Here is a 15,914-nt window from a genome sequence, read left to right on the forward strand (position 1 = left end):
GAATGACAACCATACGTTTAATTGCTGGGTGTTAAAGCTTTTGTGAGCGTAAAAATTTGCGATATTTGTGTAAAACATTAGTGTAATTTGTGTTTAAATTTAAATAAAAATGAAAAATATTTTCATAGCCATATTGCTTGTAAGTTTCTGTTCATTAAGTGCTCAGAACTTCAAAGCGTATCAATTTTATGATCAAAAAGGAAAAGAGATCAATACAGAAAAATTAGTCAAAGAATTGGCGGATTATGATGTCGTTTTCTTTGGCGAAAATCATAACAGTTCGATCAATCACTGGCTGCAATTAAAGATTACCGAAGCTTTATATCAACAGAAAAACGGTCAGATTATCTTAGGTGCTGAGATGTTTGAAAGAGATAATCAGTCACAATTAAATCAATATTTAAGCGGAAAATTTGATGCTAAAACATTGAAAGATTCAGCGCGTTTATGGAATAATTATGCAACAGATTACAAACCGTTGGTTGATTTCGCTAAGGATAAAAAGCTGAATTTTATTGCTACAAATATTCCGAGAAGATATGCTTCACAAACTTCAAAGGAAGGCTTGGAATCATTAAATAACCTGACCTCAAAAGAGAAAACCTACATCGCTCAATTGCCGATCAAAGTAACATTGGACACTCCGGGTTATCCCGAAATGAAAAAAATGATGGGTGATCATGCAGAAGAAATGAAAGTGATGAATTTTATCTCAGCGCAGGCAACAAAAGATGCTACAATGGCGGAGTCTATCTTAAAAAATATTCAGTCCGGAAAGACTTTTATTCATTACAACGGAAATTATCACAGTAAAGAATTTGGAGGAATTTATTGGTATATCAAACAGAAAAATCCAAACCTGAAAATGGCAGTAATCTCTGTTTTTGAATCTGAAGATCCTGAATTGAAAGTTCCCGAGAAAGATTATATTCCAACGAATTTTAATCTGATTATTCCGAGTGATATGACGAAAACTTTTTAAGGTTTATAATTAAGGCTTCGACTCCGCTCAGCCTGACAATGCTAATACTATCTGCTAAATTGTGTATTGTCAGGCTGAGCGGAGTCGAAGCCTTCATATGTAAATGACATTATTTATATTTGTAAAACAATCAATAAAAAATGAAAAAACTATTTCTTCTATTCATATTTTTCGTCGTTATAATCAACGCTCAGAAATTAACTTCCAACGAAATTTCGATCATCAATCAAGGCGATAAAAATTCTGCGTTGCCAATTTATCAAACAACTGATGAAAATCAACATAAAACTTTACTAAGCCTTTCATCAGAAATAGATCCCAAAGATCCAAACACCACAACTTTGGTTAAAAGAATGAAAGAATCGCTACTTTCAACAGACGGTGGAGTAGGAATTGCCGCTCCTCAAGTCGGGATCAACAGAAAAGTAATTTGGGTGCAACGTTTTGATAAACAAGGTGAGCCGGTGGAATATTTTATTAATCCCGTAATTGTCTGGAGATCCGAATTACAGAATCTCGGTCCGGAAGGTGATTTGTCGATTCCTGAATTTAGAGATCAGTTTTACAGAAGTAAGGTGATTCAATTAGAATATGTTGATTTAAAAGGGCAGAAGTATTCAGAAATTGTGGAAGGTTTTACAGCGGTGATTTTTCAGCATGAAATAGACCATCTTTTCGGAATTTTAATCTCAGATAAAAAGGAAAAAGAGAAAAATAATTCTTATAAACCGGTTGATGCTTATAAGAAAAGTGATTCGATGACGAGATAATTTTTATCATAGGGTTATTTAAATTATTGAAAATTTAACCACAAAAGAGACAAAAGCTATTTGAATATTATTGTTGTTTAATTATTAGAAAATAAAAGCTCTCAAAAGAATAAAATCAAAGATTTCACCAATTTATGTGTTCTTAATTATGTTTTGTTCGTTAGCTTAAAATACAGAATGCATTATCTTTTGTGACTTTTGTGGTAAGAAAAGCTTAATTATACTTTCTTATCTGTACACAAGACGCACTTTTAATTTTAATTTTTTCACCCACTTTTTTCAATAAACCTGTTTCTGAGTTTCGTTTGAATACAACAATATCTCCACTTCCGGCATTGGTCGTAATTAGAAATTTTCCGGTTGGATCAAGAGCAAAAACTCGCGGATGTTTTCCTTTTGTGGCTTGATAGCCGATTGTTTTTAAGGTACCGTTATTTTGAATCGAAAATATAGCAATATTGTCCTCATTTCCGCGGTTAGAAGCATACAGAAATTTCCCGTCAGGAGAAATGTGAACATCAGAGCTTTCAAAATCTTCTTTATATTTATTTGAATGAGTGTTGATTCTTTGAATACTGTTTAATTTTCCGTCTTTATATGAATAAGCACTAACTGCACCGCCCATTTCTTCAATACAGTAAGCAAATTTTCCGTTGGGATGGAAGGTGAAATGTCTTGGTCCGCTTCCTAAAGTTGTTTTAGTAAAAGGAATTTCGGCATCTTGTAATGGTTGTTTTTTTTCATCTTCAAACTTATATGTTCTGATTTTATCCGCTCCCAAATCTGGCAGGAAAATGTAATCAAAATCTGGTGAAAAAACCGTTGAATGTATGTGAGAACGCTCCTGCCTTCCAGGATTTATACTTCCTTCAGAAAACTGAAAGTTTTGAACAGCGGGTTCAATCGTTCCGTTATCTAAAATTGGGTAGACGGAAACACTTCCCTCTGTGTAATTTCCATTCACCAGCCATTTTCCGTTTTTGTGAGTGGTTAAATAAACGGGATTTTCACCGCCACTTTTTTGACTGTTAATGAAAGTAAGAGTTTTATTTTCAGGTTTAAATTCAAAACTGCTTACTTTCCCTCCATTTGGAGTTTTACTTTCTGTACAGGCAAAAACATATTTTCCGTTTGGAGATAAAGTGAGGAATGATGGATTTAAAATTCCTGTTACGGTGGTGACTTTAGATAAATTTCCGCTGATCGTATCTAATTCATAAACGAAAATTCCTTCTATATTTTTATCCCGATTGAATGATCCGAAAAATGCGTATGTATTTTGAGCGTAGAAGTTAAGGCAGACACAGATCGTGAAAATTAATATTAGAAGTTTTTTCAAGATATTTTAATTGAAAGTGTTGATAAGTAAAGATGAAAGAAGTTTAATTTAATTCAATCAGAATTTCATGAGTTTTTTATTCTTGCCTTAAATTTCGGGATTTAATTTCCTTTTCAAGCTCTTTGCTTTCATTTTGGTTTTTTACAATAAAGTAAACGAAAAGTAATGGCAAAAATGTGACAAATCCGAAACCGTTTTTTAGGACACTGTAAATTACAACTCCTATTAATACACCAATAATTACAGCATTTATTATATTGGTAGATTTTAGTTGTTTCTTTTTTTCTAATAATTGTTGATCACTTAATTGGGCAAATTCATTTTCTTTCATTTATCTAAATGTTTAATTGTTTTGGGTTATTTGTTTTTTAATTTTTGCTAAAAAAGCTCCATAAAATTAATTATTTTCCACATAACATCAGTTTTTATTTCTCCTTTTGTATTTAAAAATAAAAAAATCTGTTTAGAAAAGAAACAGATTTAATTGATAATATAAGAAACCGATCTTAGTTATTGGTAACTGAAATTTTTACTTCGATATTATTTCTTGTTGCATTAGAATAAGGGCAGATTTCATGAGCCCTTTCAGTAAGAGACTGAGCTTCTTCAATAGAAACTTCAGGAATGTTTACGTCCAATTCCACAGCAAGACCGAAGCCTCCATTTTCCAATTGTCCGATGCTAACCTGAGCCTTAACGGTTGTTTCGCCGGTTTTTGTTTTTGATAAACTGATCACTCTATTTAAAGCACTGTCAAAACACGCTGAGTAACCTGCTGCGAAAAGCATTTCAGGGTTGGTGTAATCTTCATTGGCACCGCCAAGAGCTTTAGGCATTCTCACTTCAAGATCAAGAACTCCGTTTTCGCTTTTTATATGTCCGTTTCTGCCACCTTTAGCAGTAACTTTTGTGGTGTATAATGTTTTCATTTATTTTTCTATTTTGCTTAATATTTTTTGGATGGTATCTTTAAGCTGAATGAGATCTTCAGGCTCAATACCAATTTTTTGTTGAATCTTATGAGGAATTTCACATGCTTTTTGCTGTAGCTGTTTTCCTACCTCGGTTAAGAATGCTTCAACCACTCTTTCATCTTCTTTTTTCCTTTTTCTTACGATAAATCCTTTTGCCTCAAGCCTTTTCAGCAGAGGAGTAAGAGTACCGCTGTCGAGGAATAATTTATCCCCGATATGGCTTACGGTAAGCCCGTCATTTTCCCAAAGCACCATCATTACAAGGTATTGAGAGTAGGTAATATCCAGCTCATCAAGAAAAGGTCTGTACAATCCGGTGATCTCTTTTGCAATCACATACAAAGGAAAGCAGATTTGATTTTCCAGTTTTAGCTGTTTTAAATTTTCCATAAGATAAGGTTGAATAAGGTGTTATTTTGTAATGATAAAGTCTTCCATTGGAACTCTAACTTTTTTCATTGTTGAAAGCCAATCTTTTTCTGCATCTCTGTAACCAAGATATAGAAGGCTTACACTTTTTAAACCTAATTCTTTCAAATTAAGAATTTCATCAACTACTGCATTACTGAAACCTTCCGCAGGAGTACTGTCGATTTTCGATTCGGCAGCCTGAGCCATTGCCAAACCTAATGCAATATAAGTCTGACGTGCCGTGTGTGCAAAATGCTCTGCAGGAGTCTGAGATCCATAAAGCTTTTTCAGCATATCGGTATAACTGTTGAAACGTCCTTTAGCAAGGTCTCTTACATCAGTATGGTGATCGTAAACTTTATCAATTTTTTCGTTAGAATAGCTATCCCAAGCCGCAAATACCAATACGTGAGAAGAATCTCTCATAACTTCCGGATTCAATGCTCCGGCAACCATTTTTTCTTTCAATTCCTGATTTTCGACAACAATAATCTTGAAAGGCTGTAATCCTGATGAAGTAGGAGCCAATCTCGCCGCTTCTAAAATTTTATATAAATCTTCCTGTGATACTTTTTTAGTTGGGTCGTATGCTTTTACTGCATGTCTCCAGTTTAGATCTTCTATTAATGACATTGTTTGTTCTTATTTTAAATTTCTGATACAAAGGTATAACAAAATTAAATTGCACGCAATTTAATTTTAATAAATATATTTTTGATGAAATCTATAATGTGTATAGAACTAATGTTGTTGCAGAAAAAGTATAAGCCTAACATGTTTAGACAAAAAGAAAACCCATTGTAAAAATGGGTTTAAATATTATTTTTTGAATTTTAATTCCGCCTCAAAAACATCTGCAAAATGCTTTCTGATCTTACTTTTAATATCTTCCATTTCTTCGGGCGTCAGTTCTCTTTCAAGCTCTCTTTTTAAAGAAGTCACCTGTTTGTCTTTGATACCGCAAGGAACAATGTATTCAAAATAACGCATATCAGTGTTAACATTCAAGGCAAAACCATGCAATGTCACCCAACGGGAAGCTTTTACGCCCATTGCACAGATCTTTCTTGCGTAAGGTTTCCCCACATCCAGCCAAACGCCTGTTTCTCCGGGAGAGCGCTCACCTTTCAAACCATATTCATTGATTGTTCTGATGATCACTTCTTCAAGATTTCGCATATATTTGTGAATATCCGTAAAGAAATTTTCAAGGTCTAAAATAGGGTAGCCAACGATCTGTCCGTAACCGTGATACGTAATATCTCCGCCACGATTCACTTTTACGAAAGTAGCATCAATTTCCTTTAGCTGATCTATTCCGGCCAGCATATTTTCTTCATGTCCGCTTTTTCCTAACGTATAGACGTGAGGATGCTCCACCAAAAGAAAGTGATTGGAAGTGGTGATATGTTGTTCAGCAGGTAAATCGCGGTTTTTGATTTTGGTATCAATAATATCTTTCATCAGTTTTTCCTGATGATCCCAGGAAGGTTGATATTCTTTTACGCCAAGATCTTCAAATTCTACTACTTTATTTTGATGTGTATTCATGCTGTCGATGTCTGTTTTCTTCTAATGATACGGTGTCGTGATTTCATATCATTTTTTACATACAAATTTAGTGAATTTTAGCCTTTTATGGAATTAATAAAATCTATGGCATTTATCTTCCAATCTTTATTTTGTAAAAGAATATTTACGAAAGCAGTCCCGATAATTCCGCCATCGGCTTTTTCAGTGACGTTTTCGAAATCTTGCTTTGATTTAATCCCAAAACCGATCATAACAGGATTTTTTAATGGAAGAGAAGCTAATCTTGAGAGATAATCTTCATTTTTCAATACAGCATTTTCATTTCCTGTTGTAGATGAGGAACTTACCGCGTATAAAAATCCTGAACTTAAAGAATCGAGATAAAGAATTCTTTCGTCAGAAGTTTCCGGAGTTACCAGAAATGTGAAATTAAGATTGTATTTTTCTAAAATTTTCTGATAATTTTTTTCGAATTCAATAGGCGGAAGATCAGGAATAATTAATCCCGAAACACCACTTTCTGAGCATTCTCTACAGAAATTTTCAAATCCAAAACTTAAAACAGGATTGATATATCCCATTAAAATTACCGGAATTTTGATTTCATTTTTGATCGATTTTAACTGTGATAAAAGTTTTTCGATGGTCATTCCGTTTTGTAAAGCCAGTTCATGAGCTTTTTGTATGACGGGTCCGTCTGCAACAGGATCAGAATAAGGCATTCCGATCTCCATCATATCTGCTCCGGCGTCCTGAATTAGTTGTATAATATCAGCGGTATCTTCCAGTTGCGGAATTCCTGCTGTGAAGTATATGTTTAGTTTTTTCATATTTTTAAAATGTTTAATAATAATCCCATTCCCTCTTGAGCCAGCATCAATAAAAATAAAAGGACGAGGATTAGGAATATTTGTAAGACTATTTTTTTTCTCTGAAAATTGAAGTTTATTGATGAACTTTTAATCATTGCAATCAGTTTTTCTTTATTCATAAAAAAGACTACAATGATAAGAATTTGATAGGTTACAGCATTTGCCATGGCTCCTCTGTGAACGTCATAAAAATAGTCTTGTAAAATGATATTGATCAAAATACTTGATAATAACAATCCTCCAATAATTCTAGTTTTTGGAATCAAGAATAGTAACGAGCCGAGTATTTCAAATAATCCTAAGATGATCGCATATGTTTTTGAATAAGAATAAAATGCCCACATTATATCCATTCCCTGATAAGAAAAAAGAGGTCTTGAATATTCCGAAATTTCTCCAAATTGTGTAAATTTTGCGGCTCCATAAGTAATCATATACAGCGCTACAAAAATAACCAAAGACCATTGTAAAATATTGAAAAAGTCCTTTTTAGTCATTATTTAAATTCTTCAAATAGGTCTCCATATCCTTGTCACCACGACCGCTCAGGCAGATCACAACTACATCATTTTCATTGAATTTCTTCTTGTCTAAAACCGCCAAAGCATGGGCGCTTTCCAAAGCTGGAATGATGCCTTCTAATTTTGTCAGTTCAAAAGCACATTTTAAGGCTTCATCATCATTAATACTAAAGAATTCAGCACGGTTTTCTTTGAATAAATGCGCATGAAAAGGCCCGATTCCCGGGTAATCTAATCCTGCAGAAATAGAGTGGGGCTCGATGACCTGTCCGTCCTCCGTTTGCATTACCAAACTTTTGCTACCATGTAAAACGCCTAAAGTTCCCAGAAAAGTTGTCGCTGCCGACTTTCCTGAATTGACTCCTAAACCTCCGGCTTCTGCGGCGATAATTTTTACATTTTCTTCATTCACAAAATGGTAAAAAGTTCCTGCTGCATTGCTTCCGCCGCCAACACAGGCAATTACGTAATCGGGATTTTGCCTTCCGATTTGTTCGTTAAGCTGTTCTCTGATTTCTTTTGAAATAATACTTTGAAATCTCGCTACCAAGTCCGGAAAAGGATGTGGCCCGACCACACTTCCGATCACGTAATGAGTGGTTACGGAATTATTGATCCAGTCTCTTAAAGCTTCATTTACAGCGTCTTTTAATGTTTTTGAACCTGAAGTTGCGGGAATGACTTCTGCCCCCAACATTTTCATTCTGGCAACATTAGGAGCCTGTCTTTGAATGTCGATTTCACCCATGTAAACGATACATTCCAAGCCTAATAAAGCGCAGGCTGTAGCGGTGGCAACGCCATGTTGACCGGCGCCGGTTTCCGCAATAATTCTATTTTTTCCGAGACATTTTGCCAGTAAAACCTGCCCTAAAGCATTGTTGATTTTATGCGCTCCGGTATGATTAAGATCTTCTCTTTTCAGGTAGATCTTGGTATTGTATTTCTGACTTAAATTCTTAGCAAAATAAAGTGGAGTAGCACGTCCTACATAGTTTTTCAAAAGATCCTGATATTCAGTCTGAAAATCTTCTGATTCTATGATTTCAAGGTAGTTTTTTTGTAATTCTTCTACATTTGGGTAGAGCATTTCTGGGATGAAAGCACCTCCAAATTCTCCATAATATCCGTTTTCATCGGGGTTTTTATAATTCATTTTGTAAATTATTTATAAATGACAAATTATATTCAAATTGTTGTTTGGTTATCAGTTTTTTATGATGTAATAAATTGATTTTACCGAGTAAATCAATTAAAGTGGTCGTGTCCAATTTTGAGTTGTACATCGTAATCGCAATCTCCAGATTATCAATTAAAAAATAGGAATCAAAGTTTTCATACAGTAAAAAGATCTTAGCATAAATATTTCCAAAATCGTAGGTAACATTCGATTTTACTCTATTATCTAAAAACTTATCGGAAATAATAACAAGATAATAACTGTTCCATAAATTGATTGTATCAAAAAAATGCTGTGTATCTTTTTCGTCATAATGCTTAATGATATTGATAAAATCAGTTAATAAACCATCGAGTTCCCAATGCTCGAAATTATTATCATTTTTAGACACAAAATTATACAAAGTCTGAACTCTTTCGTTTTCAAACTTTGGCGGAAATAATCTTTTGTAGAAATTTTTTCTTATTAAATTGATGTTTATCATCCCGTTTTTTACATTTTAGCTTTAAAGAAGCTTATTTTATCTAAATCTTTATTCCCTGCGTTCAATTCAAACTTTGAATTAATATCTAATGCAAAAGGCTTTTGATTTAAAATTTTAATATTATCTATATTTTCTTCTGAAATTCCGCCGCTTAAAAAATAGGGAAGCGGAATTTCAAATTCATTTAATAGAGTCCAATCGAACTGTTTTCCTGTTCCTCCGAAAGCTTTTGAATCGGTATCAAAAAGTAAATAGTTGCTGGTTTTCAGTTGTCGGGTGATGGTTTCCTGAATGCTACTTGCGCCTTCCGGTTTCTCACTTCCAATCCTTATAACTTTTATAATTCCAATTTCAGGATTCAGTTTTTCTTTTAATTCTGAAATAAAATTTTCGCTTTCGTCGCCGTGAAGTTGTATAAAATTCAGATTTGCTTTTTCGGCCGTTTCTAGTATTTTGTTTAGATCTTCATTCACAAAAACTCCAACTTTCCCTTGATGGTTAACTTTTGAAATATCTTCTAAACTTAAATGATTCAAAACATATCTTGGTGACTTTTCATAGAAAATAAAACCAATAAAAGCCGTATTCATGGAAATTAATTCCTGAATCTGATCCAATTTCGTTAATCCACAGACTTTAAGTTTTGGTTTCATCATTATATATTCAAATTATTTTGTAACCACATTAATAAATTCTTCAAACGTATTTGCAGGGTTTTTATTTTTCATAAAATATTCGCCCATTAAAAATCCGTCAAACCCTTTTTCTTTTAAATAATTGAAATCTTCAATATTATAAATTCCGCTTTCTGCGATCGATAAAACGTCTTTTGGAAGCAGATTTTTCAAGTTCACAGAATGCTGTAAATCAACTTTAAAATCTTTTAAATTCCTGTTATTAATTCCAACCAGATCGATTTTTGGATTGAAATGATTAAGCTCTTCTTCGGTATGAATTTCCAATAAAACTTCTAACCCTAACTCATGAGATAATTCCGTAAACTCCTGAACCTGATTAGCTGAAAGACAAGACGCAATTAATAAAATTACATCAGCTCCCAGACTTTTTGCTTCATAAAACTGATATTCATCTACCATAAAATCTTTTCGTAAAATTGGAATATTGATATGATTTCTTACACTTAAAATATCTTCAAAACTTCCTCCGAAAAAATCTCTATCCGTCAAAATAGAAATTCCGCTCGCATCGAATTTTTCATACGCTGAAACAACTTCTAAAGGGGAAACCTGATCGTTAATAATTCCTTTTGACGGAGATTGTCTTTTGAACTCGGCAATAATTCCGGTTTTACTTTTTACAGATTCTTGTAATGAAAAAGTTTTTCTTCCAAAAAACTCGGAATTTTTCAATTTTTGAATAGAAATTTTTGATTTCGAAGCTGTAATTTCTCCCTTTTTTCTTTCTATGATTTTGTCTAATATTGTCATCATTCTACATTTTAAAAGGTGATTATTGTAGTAATAATTCCAAGCTTTTCAATGCTTTTCCGCTTTCTAAACTTTCCTGAGCCAACAAAAGACAGTCGTCATAACTTCCGAATTTATTGGTATGATGCAAAGCAACTGCAGCATTAGCTAAAACCACGGAATTTTGCTGTTTTGTTCCTCTTCCTTCCAAAATATCTCTAAAAATTCTCGCAGATTCCTGCGTTGTTTCGCCAGCTTTTATACTTTCCTGAGAAATGGAATCAAAACCTAGATCTTCCGTTGAATAGATTTCTTCTCCTTTTTTTGTTATAATTTTGGTGTCGTGAGTCAAGCTTATTTCATCATATCCGTCTAAACTGTGAACCAAAATGAAATCTCGCTCATCTTTTTGCAATAGATATTGATAAATTCGGGCAATTTCAAGATTGTAAACTCCGATCATTGAAAATTGTGGCTTCGCAGGATTTACCAACGGGCCTAACAAATTGAAAAATGTTCTTAACCCTAAAGATCTTCTCAATGCTCCAACAGATTGAAGAGCAGGATGAAAATAGGGCGCATGCAAAAAGCAGATATTGGCTCTTTCAAGATCTCTATTCAGCATTTCAGAGTCATTTTTAAAAATATAACCCAATTCTTCCATAACATTGGAAGACCCGGTGATGGTAGACGCTCCGTAATTTCCATGTTTGGTAACTTTCTGACCTGCTCCGGCTATCACAAAACTTGCTAAAGTTGAAATGTTGATGGTGTTTTTACCATCACCTCCGGTTCCGACGATATCTATTGCGTCATCGGCATCCAGATTTACGGTAGCGGCCATTTGTAACAAAGCTTCTCTGAAACCTTCCAATTCCTTCAACGTAATATTTCTCATCAGAAAAACACTGATAAAAGCAGTTACTTCAATCACATTGAATTTATTTTGAGCGATCTCAATCATAATTGCCTTAGCTTCAGATTTTGATAAGGTGTGATGATTGAACAGGTATTCCAGGATTTCTTTCATTTGTGGGATTTTTATGGTTGAAGGAATTTCTATTGTTTTCAATTTAAAAGGAAATTTTTAATGATTGCTTCTCCGTCTGGAGTTAAAATACTTTCGGGATGGAACTGAACACCGTGTACATCATATGTTTTATGTTGTAATGCCATGATCATTCCGTCTTTGTCTACTGCGGTAATTTCCAGTTCTTGTGGAAAATTTTTAGGATCTACAGCCCAACTGTGATATCTTCCGACTGCTAAACCGCTTGATATATTTCTGAAAAGTTTCGTGTCATTTTTCACTAATTCTGCCGAAGTTGCCACACCGTGAAAGATTTCGGAAAGATTAATTAAACTTCCGCCAAAAGCCTCTGCAATTGCCTGTTGACCAAGGCAAACTCCCAAAATACTTTTTGTAGGAGCATATTCTTTAATGACATCTAATAAAATACCTGCCTCTTCGGGAATTCCTGGTCCGGGCGACAGAATTATCTTATCATATTTATTGATCTCTTCCAAAGAAATTTGATCATTTCTTACCACATCAACTTTTTGATCTAAAACTCTTTCGATGATCTGAACGAGGTTATAAGTAAAGCTGTCGTAATTGTCGAAAACTAAAATTTTAGTTTGTTGTTCTTTATTGTTATCCATTTTTGTTGCTTGTTTTTGGTTTGCAGTTGTTTTTGTCGGTAATTAGAAACTGTTAACTAATTTTTCTGCTTTTTCAACTGCTTTTTTCAGGGCATTCAGTTTATTGTTTACTTCTTCCAACTCACTTTCGGGATTCGATTTTGCAACCAATCCGGCTCCGGCCTGATAATATAAAGTATTGTTTTTGCTTAAAAAGGTTCTGATCATAATGGCTTGATTACAGTCGCCATTCAGCCCGATCATTCCGATGCAGCCACCGTAATATCCGCGGGAATCTTTTTCATATTTATTGATTAATTGAAGTGCTTTGTGTTTTGGGGCACCGCTTAAAGTTCCTTGTGGGAAAGTGGTAGCAACCATTTCGAATGGATTTGTATTTTCAGGCAAATCGGCGGTAACTTCGCTTACCATATGGATAACATGTGAGAATAGCTGGATTTCCTTTAACTTGGTAACCGTTACGTTTTTTCCTAGTTTTCCCAGATCATTTCTAGCTAAATCTACCAACATTGTGTGTTCTGCATTTTCTTTAGCGTCGGCTTTTAATTCTTCAATGGATTGAAGATCAGTTTCAAAATGCCCGGTTCTTTTGAATGTCCCTGCAATGGGGTGAATAATTGCTTTATTGTTTTTAATAATTAACTGACTTTCAGGGCTTGATCCAAATAATTTGTAATTTCCGTAGTCAAAAAAGAACAAATATGGGGACGGATTAATATTCCTCAAAGCACGGTAAACATTGAATTCATCTCCCTGAAATTTCTGTTCGAATCTTCTGCTTAAAACCAATTGGAAAACATCTCCTCTCATGCAATGTTTCTGAGCCGTTTTTACCAATTCTATGTACTCTTTATTGGTAATATTGGAGGTTTCCTTTCCATTTTTTTTGAAAGGATAAACGACAGAATTTTGATTTTTAATGATGCTTTCCAATAAATAAAGCTCGGATTTTACACCTTCAATCTGATTTTCAATAATATACATTTCATCATTATAATGATTGATGGCAATAACGTATTGATACAGTCTGTAACGAAGAATCGGGATCTCAACTTCAGGACTTTGAGCTTTAAAATTTACATTTTCAAAAAACTGAACAGCTTCAAAACTTGTATATCCAAAAAGGCTTTGAGCGGTTTGTTCAACCGGGTCATTTGTTTTTTCGCATTCGAAAATTTTAGTAAAATCTTCGAAAACATCAGCAACTTTATGCTCTATAATAAATTGTTTGATGGGTTCCTGTTTTGGAAGCTTTATTTCAAATTCATTAAGGGTTTTTATTTCGATTCCTGCCACGGCATTGATGGCAATGAATGAAAAGTTATTGTCAATATTCTTAGAATCAGAACTTTCCAAAAGAATTGTATCTCTGAACTTATCACGAAGCTGCAGATAAATATTCATCGGGGTTTTTAGATCTCCCAATGTTTTTTTAGAAACGGTTTTTATTTTTATTTTTTTATTAAACATTTGCAGTTTTATTTTTTTGAATTGTTTGTAAATAAAAAAAGACTTCAACGAAAATCGTCAAAGTCTTATATATTGTAGTATATTATTCCGGCTGTTGATTTAGCAACATGATAATAACTTCAGACCCGACGAAGAGTTTGAAAGCCACCACCAATTGTTATTGCTCATATTAAACATATGACAAATGTAAATATTTTTTTTAATATAGAAATCAAAAAATGAGAAAATAAAAAAACTTAAAATATTATTTGTGATTAATTGACTTCGCAAAAAGCTCTCGAAAAAAAATATCTATTAAACTGGGTGTTTGTCATGAGCTTGAAAGCTTATTTTTTATATTTTTGCTCTAAATTAGAAAACAATGAAAAAAGTATTAGCAATTGCATTTATCGGAAGTTTATTCGTCGTAAACTGTTCTAAAAAAACTGACCATTCTTTACAAGACAGCAACACAATGCTTGAAGAGCCAGAAGCAAAAGTTGTAGTAGATTCTACCGCTAAACCTGCTGCTGTTCCCGCTGTAACTCCAACAGCAACACCTGCTCCTGAAGCTGCTAAAAAAGATTCTACAGCGAAAAAATAATGAAAAAGCTATTTTTGGCAGGATGTGTAAGTTTACTTATACTTTCCTGTTCTAAAAAAGAAAATCCATCGGTTGACGCCACGTCTTCTGAAACAAATGCTGTTTCGGAACCCGCAAAAACTAATCTTTCCGGTGATCAGATCATCGAAACATTGGATTGTTCGGGGTGTCACTCGGTAAATGAGAGAATGATAGGACCTTCTTACAAAGAAATTGCAGATAAATATTCTCAAAAAGATATTGAACTGTTGGCTTCCAAGATTATAGAAGGCGGAAGCGGAGTTTGGGGAGGTGTTCCAATGTCGCCCCATCCACAGGTGTCTAAAGAAGAGGCTAAAAAGATGGTAGAATATATTTTAAGTCAGAAAAAATAAATATGACTACTGAAAAACTCAGTCTGCACGCAAGAAATCTGCATCGTGATCCTTATGATTTTGATAAGCTTATTTCCTGCGTGCCAGAGCTGAAACAGTACGTTTTTGTTAATGCTTATCAAACGGTAACCATTAATTTTAGTATTCCAAAGGCGGTTAAATTACTCAATAAAGCTTTACTATTACACTTTTATCAAGTTCAGAATTGGGATATTCCTGACTCTAATCTTTGTCCGCCAATTCCCGGAAGAGCAGATTATGTGCATTACATTGCCGATGTATTAGGCGAAGAAAAAAAAGAGATACCAACAGGAGTTTCTGTAAATGGTTTGGACATTGGAGCAGGTGCCAATCTTGTGTATCCTTTAATTGCCCACAGATCGTATGGCTGGAAAATGTTGGGAACAGATATTAACAAAGATTCTTTGGAAAATGCTCAAAATATTTTAGATCATAATCCGGATTTATCGTCTGTTATTCAATTAAAACAGCAACAAAATTCTCATTTTATCTTTAAAAATATTCTTGATTTAAAAGATAAATTTACGTTTTCTATGTGCAATCCTCCTTTTCATGATTCTGAAGAATCGGCGATGAAAGGAAATGTCAGAAAAACAAAAAATATTAGCAAATCGAAAAAGCAAAAACCTCTTCTCAATTTTGGAGGACAGCAATCCGAACTGTGGTGTGAGGGTGGTGAATTGGCTTTCATCTCAAAAATGATCAAGGAAAGTTCTCTCTATTCTTCACAAATCCTCTGGTTTACATGTTTGGTTTCTAAAAAAGATAATTTACATAAGTTGACAATGCTTTTAAAGAAGGTCAAAGCTGTAGATTTCAAAACCATTGATATGGCTCAGGGGCAAAAAGTAAGCAGAATACTTGCATGGACATTTATTCCTCAACAAAACAGAAAAGACTGGTTCTGATTAATTTTTATTAAATAAAAAAAGCCCTGCAAAATTTATCTGTAAGGCTTCTTATTTTTAAATATTTAACCTGAGTTCGGGTTAAGCGAAGTTTAAGAATAATTGACCATCATTTACTTTTTTTAAATTTAATGATGGTTTTTTTGGAAAGAAACAATACGCAGTAAGGCTTCCCAAAATATTTATCATAAAGTTGTTTACACTTCTATGACGAGTGTGCTCCACTTGACAATGATTTTTCAATTCATCGTTTATCGTCTCAATGATCGCTCTTTTGCGAAGTAAAATTTTGTCTTCCATCTTCATAATATGGTTCTTCATATTCTTGCGAAGTTTAGTAAAAAGCTGAATTCCATCCGAAAAAAGCATCTCCCACAAAACTTTTGAGAGATATCCTTTGTCG

21 protein-coding genes are annotated in these 15,914 nt (G+C 33.8%); 5 read left to right on the forward strand and 16 right to left on the reverse strand.

From position 1 onward, the window contains the following. Nucleotides 1–109 precede the first annotated feature (109 nt). Nucleotides 110–982, forward strand: a complete 873-nt coding sequence (locus tag BT156_RS18900; RefSeq protein ID WP_072412494.1) for a ChaN family lipoprotein — start codon at nt 110–112, stop codon at nt 980–982. A 140-nt stretch (nt 983–1,122) separates the two neighbouring features. Then, on the forward strand, nt 1,123–1,752 hold the full coding sequence (locus BT156_RS18905; RefSeq protein ID WP_072412495.1) for a peptide deformylase: 630 nt from the start codon (nt 1,123–1,125) through the stop codon (nt 1,750–1,752). Between the two features lie 214 nt (nt 1,753–1,966). On the opposite strand, the gene BT156_RS18910 is transcribed toward BT156_RS18905, so the two are convergent. From BT156_RS18910 to BT156_RS18980, 15 genes are all read right to left on the reverse strand, one after another. Continuing rightward, nucleotides 1,967–3,091, reverse strand: a complete 1,125-nt coding sequence (locus BT156_RS18910) for a lactonase family protein (RefSeq protein ID WP_072412496.1) — start codon at nt 3,089–3,091, stop codon at nt 1,967–1,969. Nucleotides 3,092–3,167: 76 nt separating this feature from the next. After that, on the reverse strand, nt 3,168–3,422 hold the full coding sequence (locus BT156_RS18915) for an FUSC family protein (protein WP_072412497.1): 255 nt from the start codon (nt 3,420–3,422) through the stop codon (nt 3,168–3,170). A gap of 175 nt (nt 3,423–3,597) precedes the next feature. Then, nucleotides 3,598–4,020, reverse strand: coding sequence for an organic hydroperoxide resistance protein (locus BT156_RS18920; protein ID WP_072412498.1), 423 nt, complete (start codon nt 4,018–4,020; stop codon nt 3,598–3,600). After that, nucleotides 4,021–4,455: a MarR family winged helix-turn-helix transcriptional regulator gene (locus tag BT156_RS18925; protein WP_072412499.1), complete on the reverse strand. Its 435-nt coding sequence runs from the start codon at nt 4,453–4,455 to the stop codon at nt 4,021–4,023. A gap of 21 nt (nt 4,456–4,476) precedes the next feature. Beyond that, on the reverse strand, nt 4,477–5,109 hold the full coding sequence (locus tag BT156_RS18930; RefSeq protein ID WP_072412500.1) for an NAD(P)H-dependent oxidoreductase: 633 nt from the start codon (nt 5,107–5,109) through the stop codon (nt 4,477–4,479). A gap of 186 nt (nt 5,110–5,295) precedes the next feature. Continuing rightward, nucleotides 5,296–6,027 (reverse strand): lipoyl(octanoyl) transferase LipB, encoded by a 732-nt coding sequence (gene lipB / locus BT156_RS18935; protein WP_072412501.1) that lies wholly within the window; start codon nt 6,025–6,027, stop codon nt 5,296–5,298. A 77-nt stretch (nt 6,028–6,104) separates the two neighbouring features. Beyond that, nucleotides 6,105–6,839 carry a tryptophan synthase subunit alpha gene (gene trpA, locus BT156_RS18940; RefSeq protein WP_072412502.1) on the reverse strand — a complete coding sequence of 245 codons (735 nt, stop codon included), beginning with the start codon at nt 6,837–6,839 and terminating at the stop codon, nt 6,105–6,107. Next, nucleotides 6,836–7,378 (reverse strand): hypothetical protein, encoded by a 543-nt coding sequence (locus BT156_RS18945; protein WP_072412503.1) that lies wholly within the window; start codon nt 7,376–7,378, stop codon nt 6,836–6,838. Before BT156_RS18945 ends, trpA begins: the two co-directional genes overlap by 4 nt. After that, entirely contained in the window at nt 7,371–8,558 is a 1,188-nt protein-coding gene (gene trpB / locus BT156_RS18950; protein ID WP_072412504.1) for a tryptophan synthase subunit beta, read from the reverse strand. The genes BT156_RS18945 and trpB overlap by 8 nt, the downstream gene beginning before the upstream one ends. Further along, complete coding sequence (locus BT156_RS18955) at nt 8,548–9,066, reverse strand: hypothetical protein (protein ID WP_072412505.1); 519 nt, start codon at nt 9,064–9,066, stop codon at nt 8,548–8,550. Before BT156_RS18955 ends, trpB begins: the two co-directional genes overlap by 11 nt. An 8-nt stretch (nt 9,067–9,074) precedes the next feature. Further along, a complete protein-coding gene (locus BT156_RS18960; protein WP_072412506.1) occupies nt 9,075–9,719 on the reverse strand; it encodes a phosphoribosylanthranilate isomerase in 645 nt (214 codons plus the stop codon). Nucleotides 9,720–9,734: 15 nt separating this feature from the next. After that, a complete protein-coding gene (gene trpC / locus BT156_RS18965) occupies nt 9,735–10,514 on the reverse strand; it encodes an indole-3-glycerol phosphate synthase TrpC (RefSeq protein ID WP_072412507.1) in 780 nt (259 codons plus the stop codon). Between the two features lie 22 nt (nt 10,515–10,536). Continuing rightward, nucleotides 10,537–11,523: an anthranilate phosphoribosyltransferase gene (gene trpD, locus BT156_RS18970; protein ID WP_072412516.1), complete on the reverse strand. Its 987-nt coding sequence runs from the start codon at nt 11,521–11,523 to the stop codon at nt 10,537–10,539. A 38-nt stretch (nt 11,524–11,561) separates the two neighbouring features. After that, on the reverse strand, nt 11,562–12,155 hold the full coding sequence (locus tag BT156_RS18975; RefSeq protein WP_072412508.1) for an anthranilate synthase component II: 594 nt from the start codon (nt 12,153–12,155) through the stop codon (nt 11,562–11,564). A 42-nt stretch (nt 12,156–12,197) separates the two neighbouring features. Continuing rightward, nucleotides 12,198–13,625, reverse strand: coding sequence for an anthranilate synthase component I family protein (locus BT156_RS18980; protein WP_072412509.1), 1,428 nt, complete (start codon nt 13,623–13,625; stop codon nt 12,198–12,200). 361 nt (nt 13,626–13,986) lie between these two features. Here BT156_RS18980 and BT156_RS18985 point away from each other — a divergent pair, with 361 nt between their 5' ends. From BT156_RS18985 to rlmF, 3 genes are read left to right on the forward strand one after another with little or no spacing between them, the layout of a single operon-like run. Further along, the gene (locus BT156_RS18985; RefSeq protein WP_072412510.1) at nt 13,987–14,208 is read left to right on the forward strand and encodes a hypothetical protein; all 222 of its coding nucleotides are present in this window, start codon (nt 13,987–13,989) and stop codon (nt 14,206–14,208) included. Beyond that, nucleotides 14,208–14,582 (forward strand): c-type cytochrome, encoded by a 375-nt coding sequence (locus BT156_RS18990; RefSeq protein WP_072412511.1) that lies wholly within the window; start codon nt 14,208–14,210, stop codon nt 14,580–14,582. Before BT156_RS18985 ends, BT156_RS18990 begins: the two co-directional genes overlap by 1 nt. A gap of 2 nt (nt 14,583–14,584) precedes the next feature. After that, complete coding sequence (rlmF, locus tag BT156_RS18995; RefSeq protein ID WP_072412512.1) at nt 14,585–15,511, forward strand: 23S rRNA (adenine(1618)-N(6))-methyltransferase RlmF; 927 nt, start codon at nt 14,585–14,587, stop codon at nt 15,509–15,511. 81 nt (nt 15,512–15,592) lie between these two features. Here the strand turns inward: rlmF and BT156_RS19000 are convergent. Further along, nucleotides 15,593–15,914: transposase (locus BT156_RS19000; RefSeq protein ID WP_139255522.1), on the reverse strand; the 322-nt coding region annotated here is incomplete at its 5' end.

Source organism: Chryseobacterium limigenitum (assembly GCF_900114875.1).
Classification (GTDB): Bacteria; Bacteroidota; Bacteroidia; order Flavobacteriales; family Weeksellaceae; genus Chryseobacterium; species Chryseobacterium limigenitum.

Coding starts and splice junctions, on each gene's coding strand:
- BT156_RS18900 (WP_072412494.1), top strand. CDS start 110: ATGAAAAATATTTTCATAGCCATATTGCTTGTAAGTTTCTGTTCATTA.
- BT156_RS18905 (WP_072412495.1), top strand. CDS start 1,123: ATGAAAAAACTATTTCTTCTATTCATATTTTTCGTCGTTATAATCAAC.
- BT156_RS18915 (WP_072412497.1), bottom strand. CDS start 3,422: ATGAAAGAAAATGAATTTGCCCAATTAAGTGATCAACAATTATTAGAA.
- BT156_RS18920 (WP_072412498.1), bottom strand. CDS start 4,020: ATGAAAACATTATACACCACAAAAGTTACTGCTAAAGGTGGCAGAAAC.
- BT156_RS18925 (WP_072412499.1), bottom strand. CDS start 4,455: ATGGAAAATTTAAAACAGCTAAAACTGGAAAATCAAATCTGCTTTCCT.
- BT156_RS18930 (WP_072412500.1), bottom strand. CDS start 5,109: ATGTCATTAATAGAAGATCTAAACTGGAGACATGCAGTAAAAGCATAC.
- lipB (WP_072412501.1), bottom strand. CDS start 6,027: ATGAATACACATCAAAATAAAGTAGTAGAATTTGAAGATCTTGGCGTA.
- trpA (WP_072412502.1), bottom strand. CDS start 6,839: ATGAAAAAACTAAACATATACTTCACAGCAGGAATTCCGCAACTGGAA.
- BT156_RS18945 (WP_072412503.1), bottom strand. CDS start 7,378: ATGACTAAAAAGGACTTTTTCAATATTTTACAATGGTCTTTGGTTATT.
- trpB (WP_072412504.1), bottom strand. CDS start 8,558: ATGAATTATAAAAACCCCGATGAAAACGGATATTATGGAGAATTTGGA.
- BT156_RS18955 (WP_072412505.1), bottom strand. CDS start 9,066: ATGATAAACATCAATTTAATAAGAAAAAATTTCTACAAAAGATTATTT.
- BT156_RS18960 (WP_072412506.1), bottom strand. CDS start 9,719: ATGAAACCAAAACTTAAAGTCTGTGGATTAACGAAATTGGATCAGATT.
- trpC (WP_072412507.1), bottom strand. CDS start 10,514: ATGACAATATTAGACAAAATCATAGAAAGAAAAAAGGGAGAAATTACA.
- trpD (WP_072412516.1), bottom strand. CDS start 11,523: ATGAAAGAAATCCTGGAATACCTGTTCAATCATCACACCTTATCAAAA.
- BT156_RS18975 (WP_072412508.1), bottom strand. CDS start 12,155: ATGGATAACAATAAAGAACAACAAACTAAAATTTTAGTTTTCGACAAT.
- BT156_RS18980 (WP_072412509.1), bottom strand. CDS start 13,625: ATGTTTAATAAAAAAATAAAAATAAAAACCGTTTCTAAAAAAACATTG.
- BT156_RS18985 (WP_072412510.1), top strand. CDS start 13,987: ATGAAAAAAGTATTAGCAATTGCATTTATCGGAAGTTTATTCGTCGTA.
- BT156_RS18990 (WP_072412511.1), top strand. CDS start 14,208: ATGAAAAAGCTATTTTTGGCAGGATGTGTAAGTTTACTTATACTTTCC.
- rlmF (WP_072412512.1), top strand. CDS start 14,585: ATGACTACTGAAAAACTCAGTCTGCACGCAAGAAATCTGCATCGTGAT.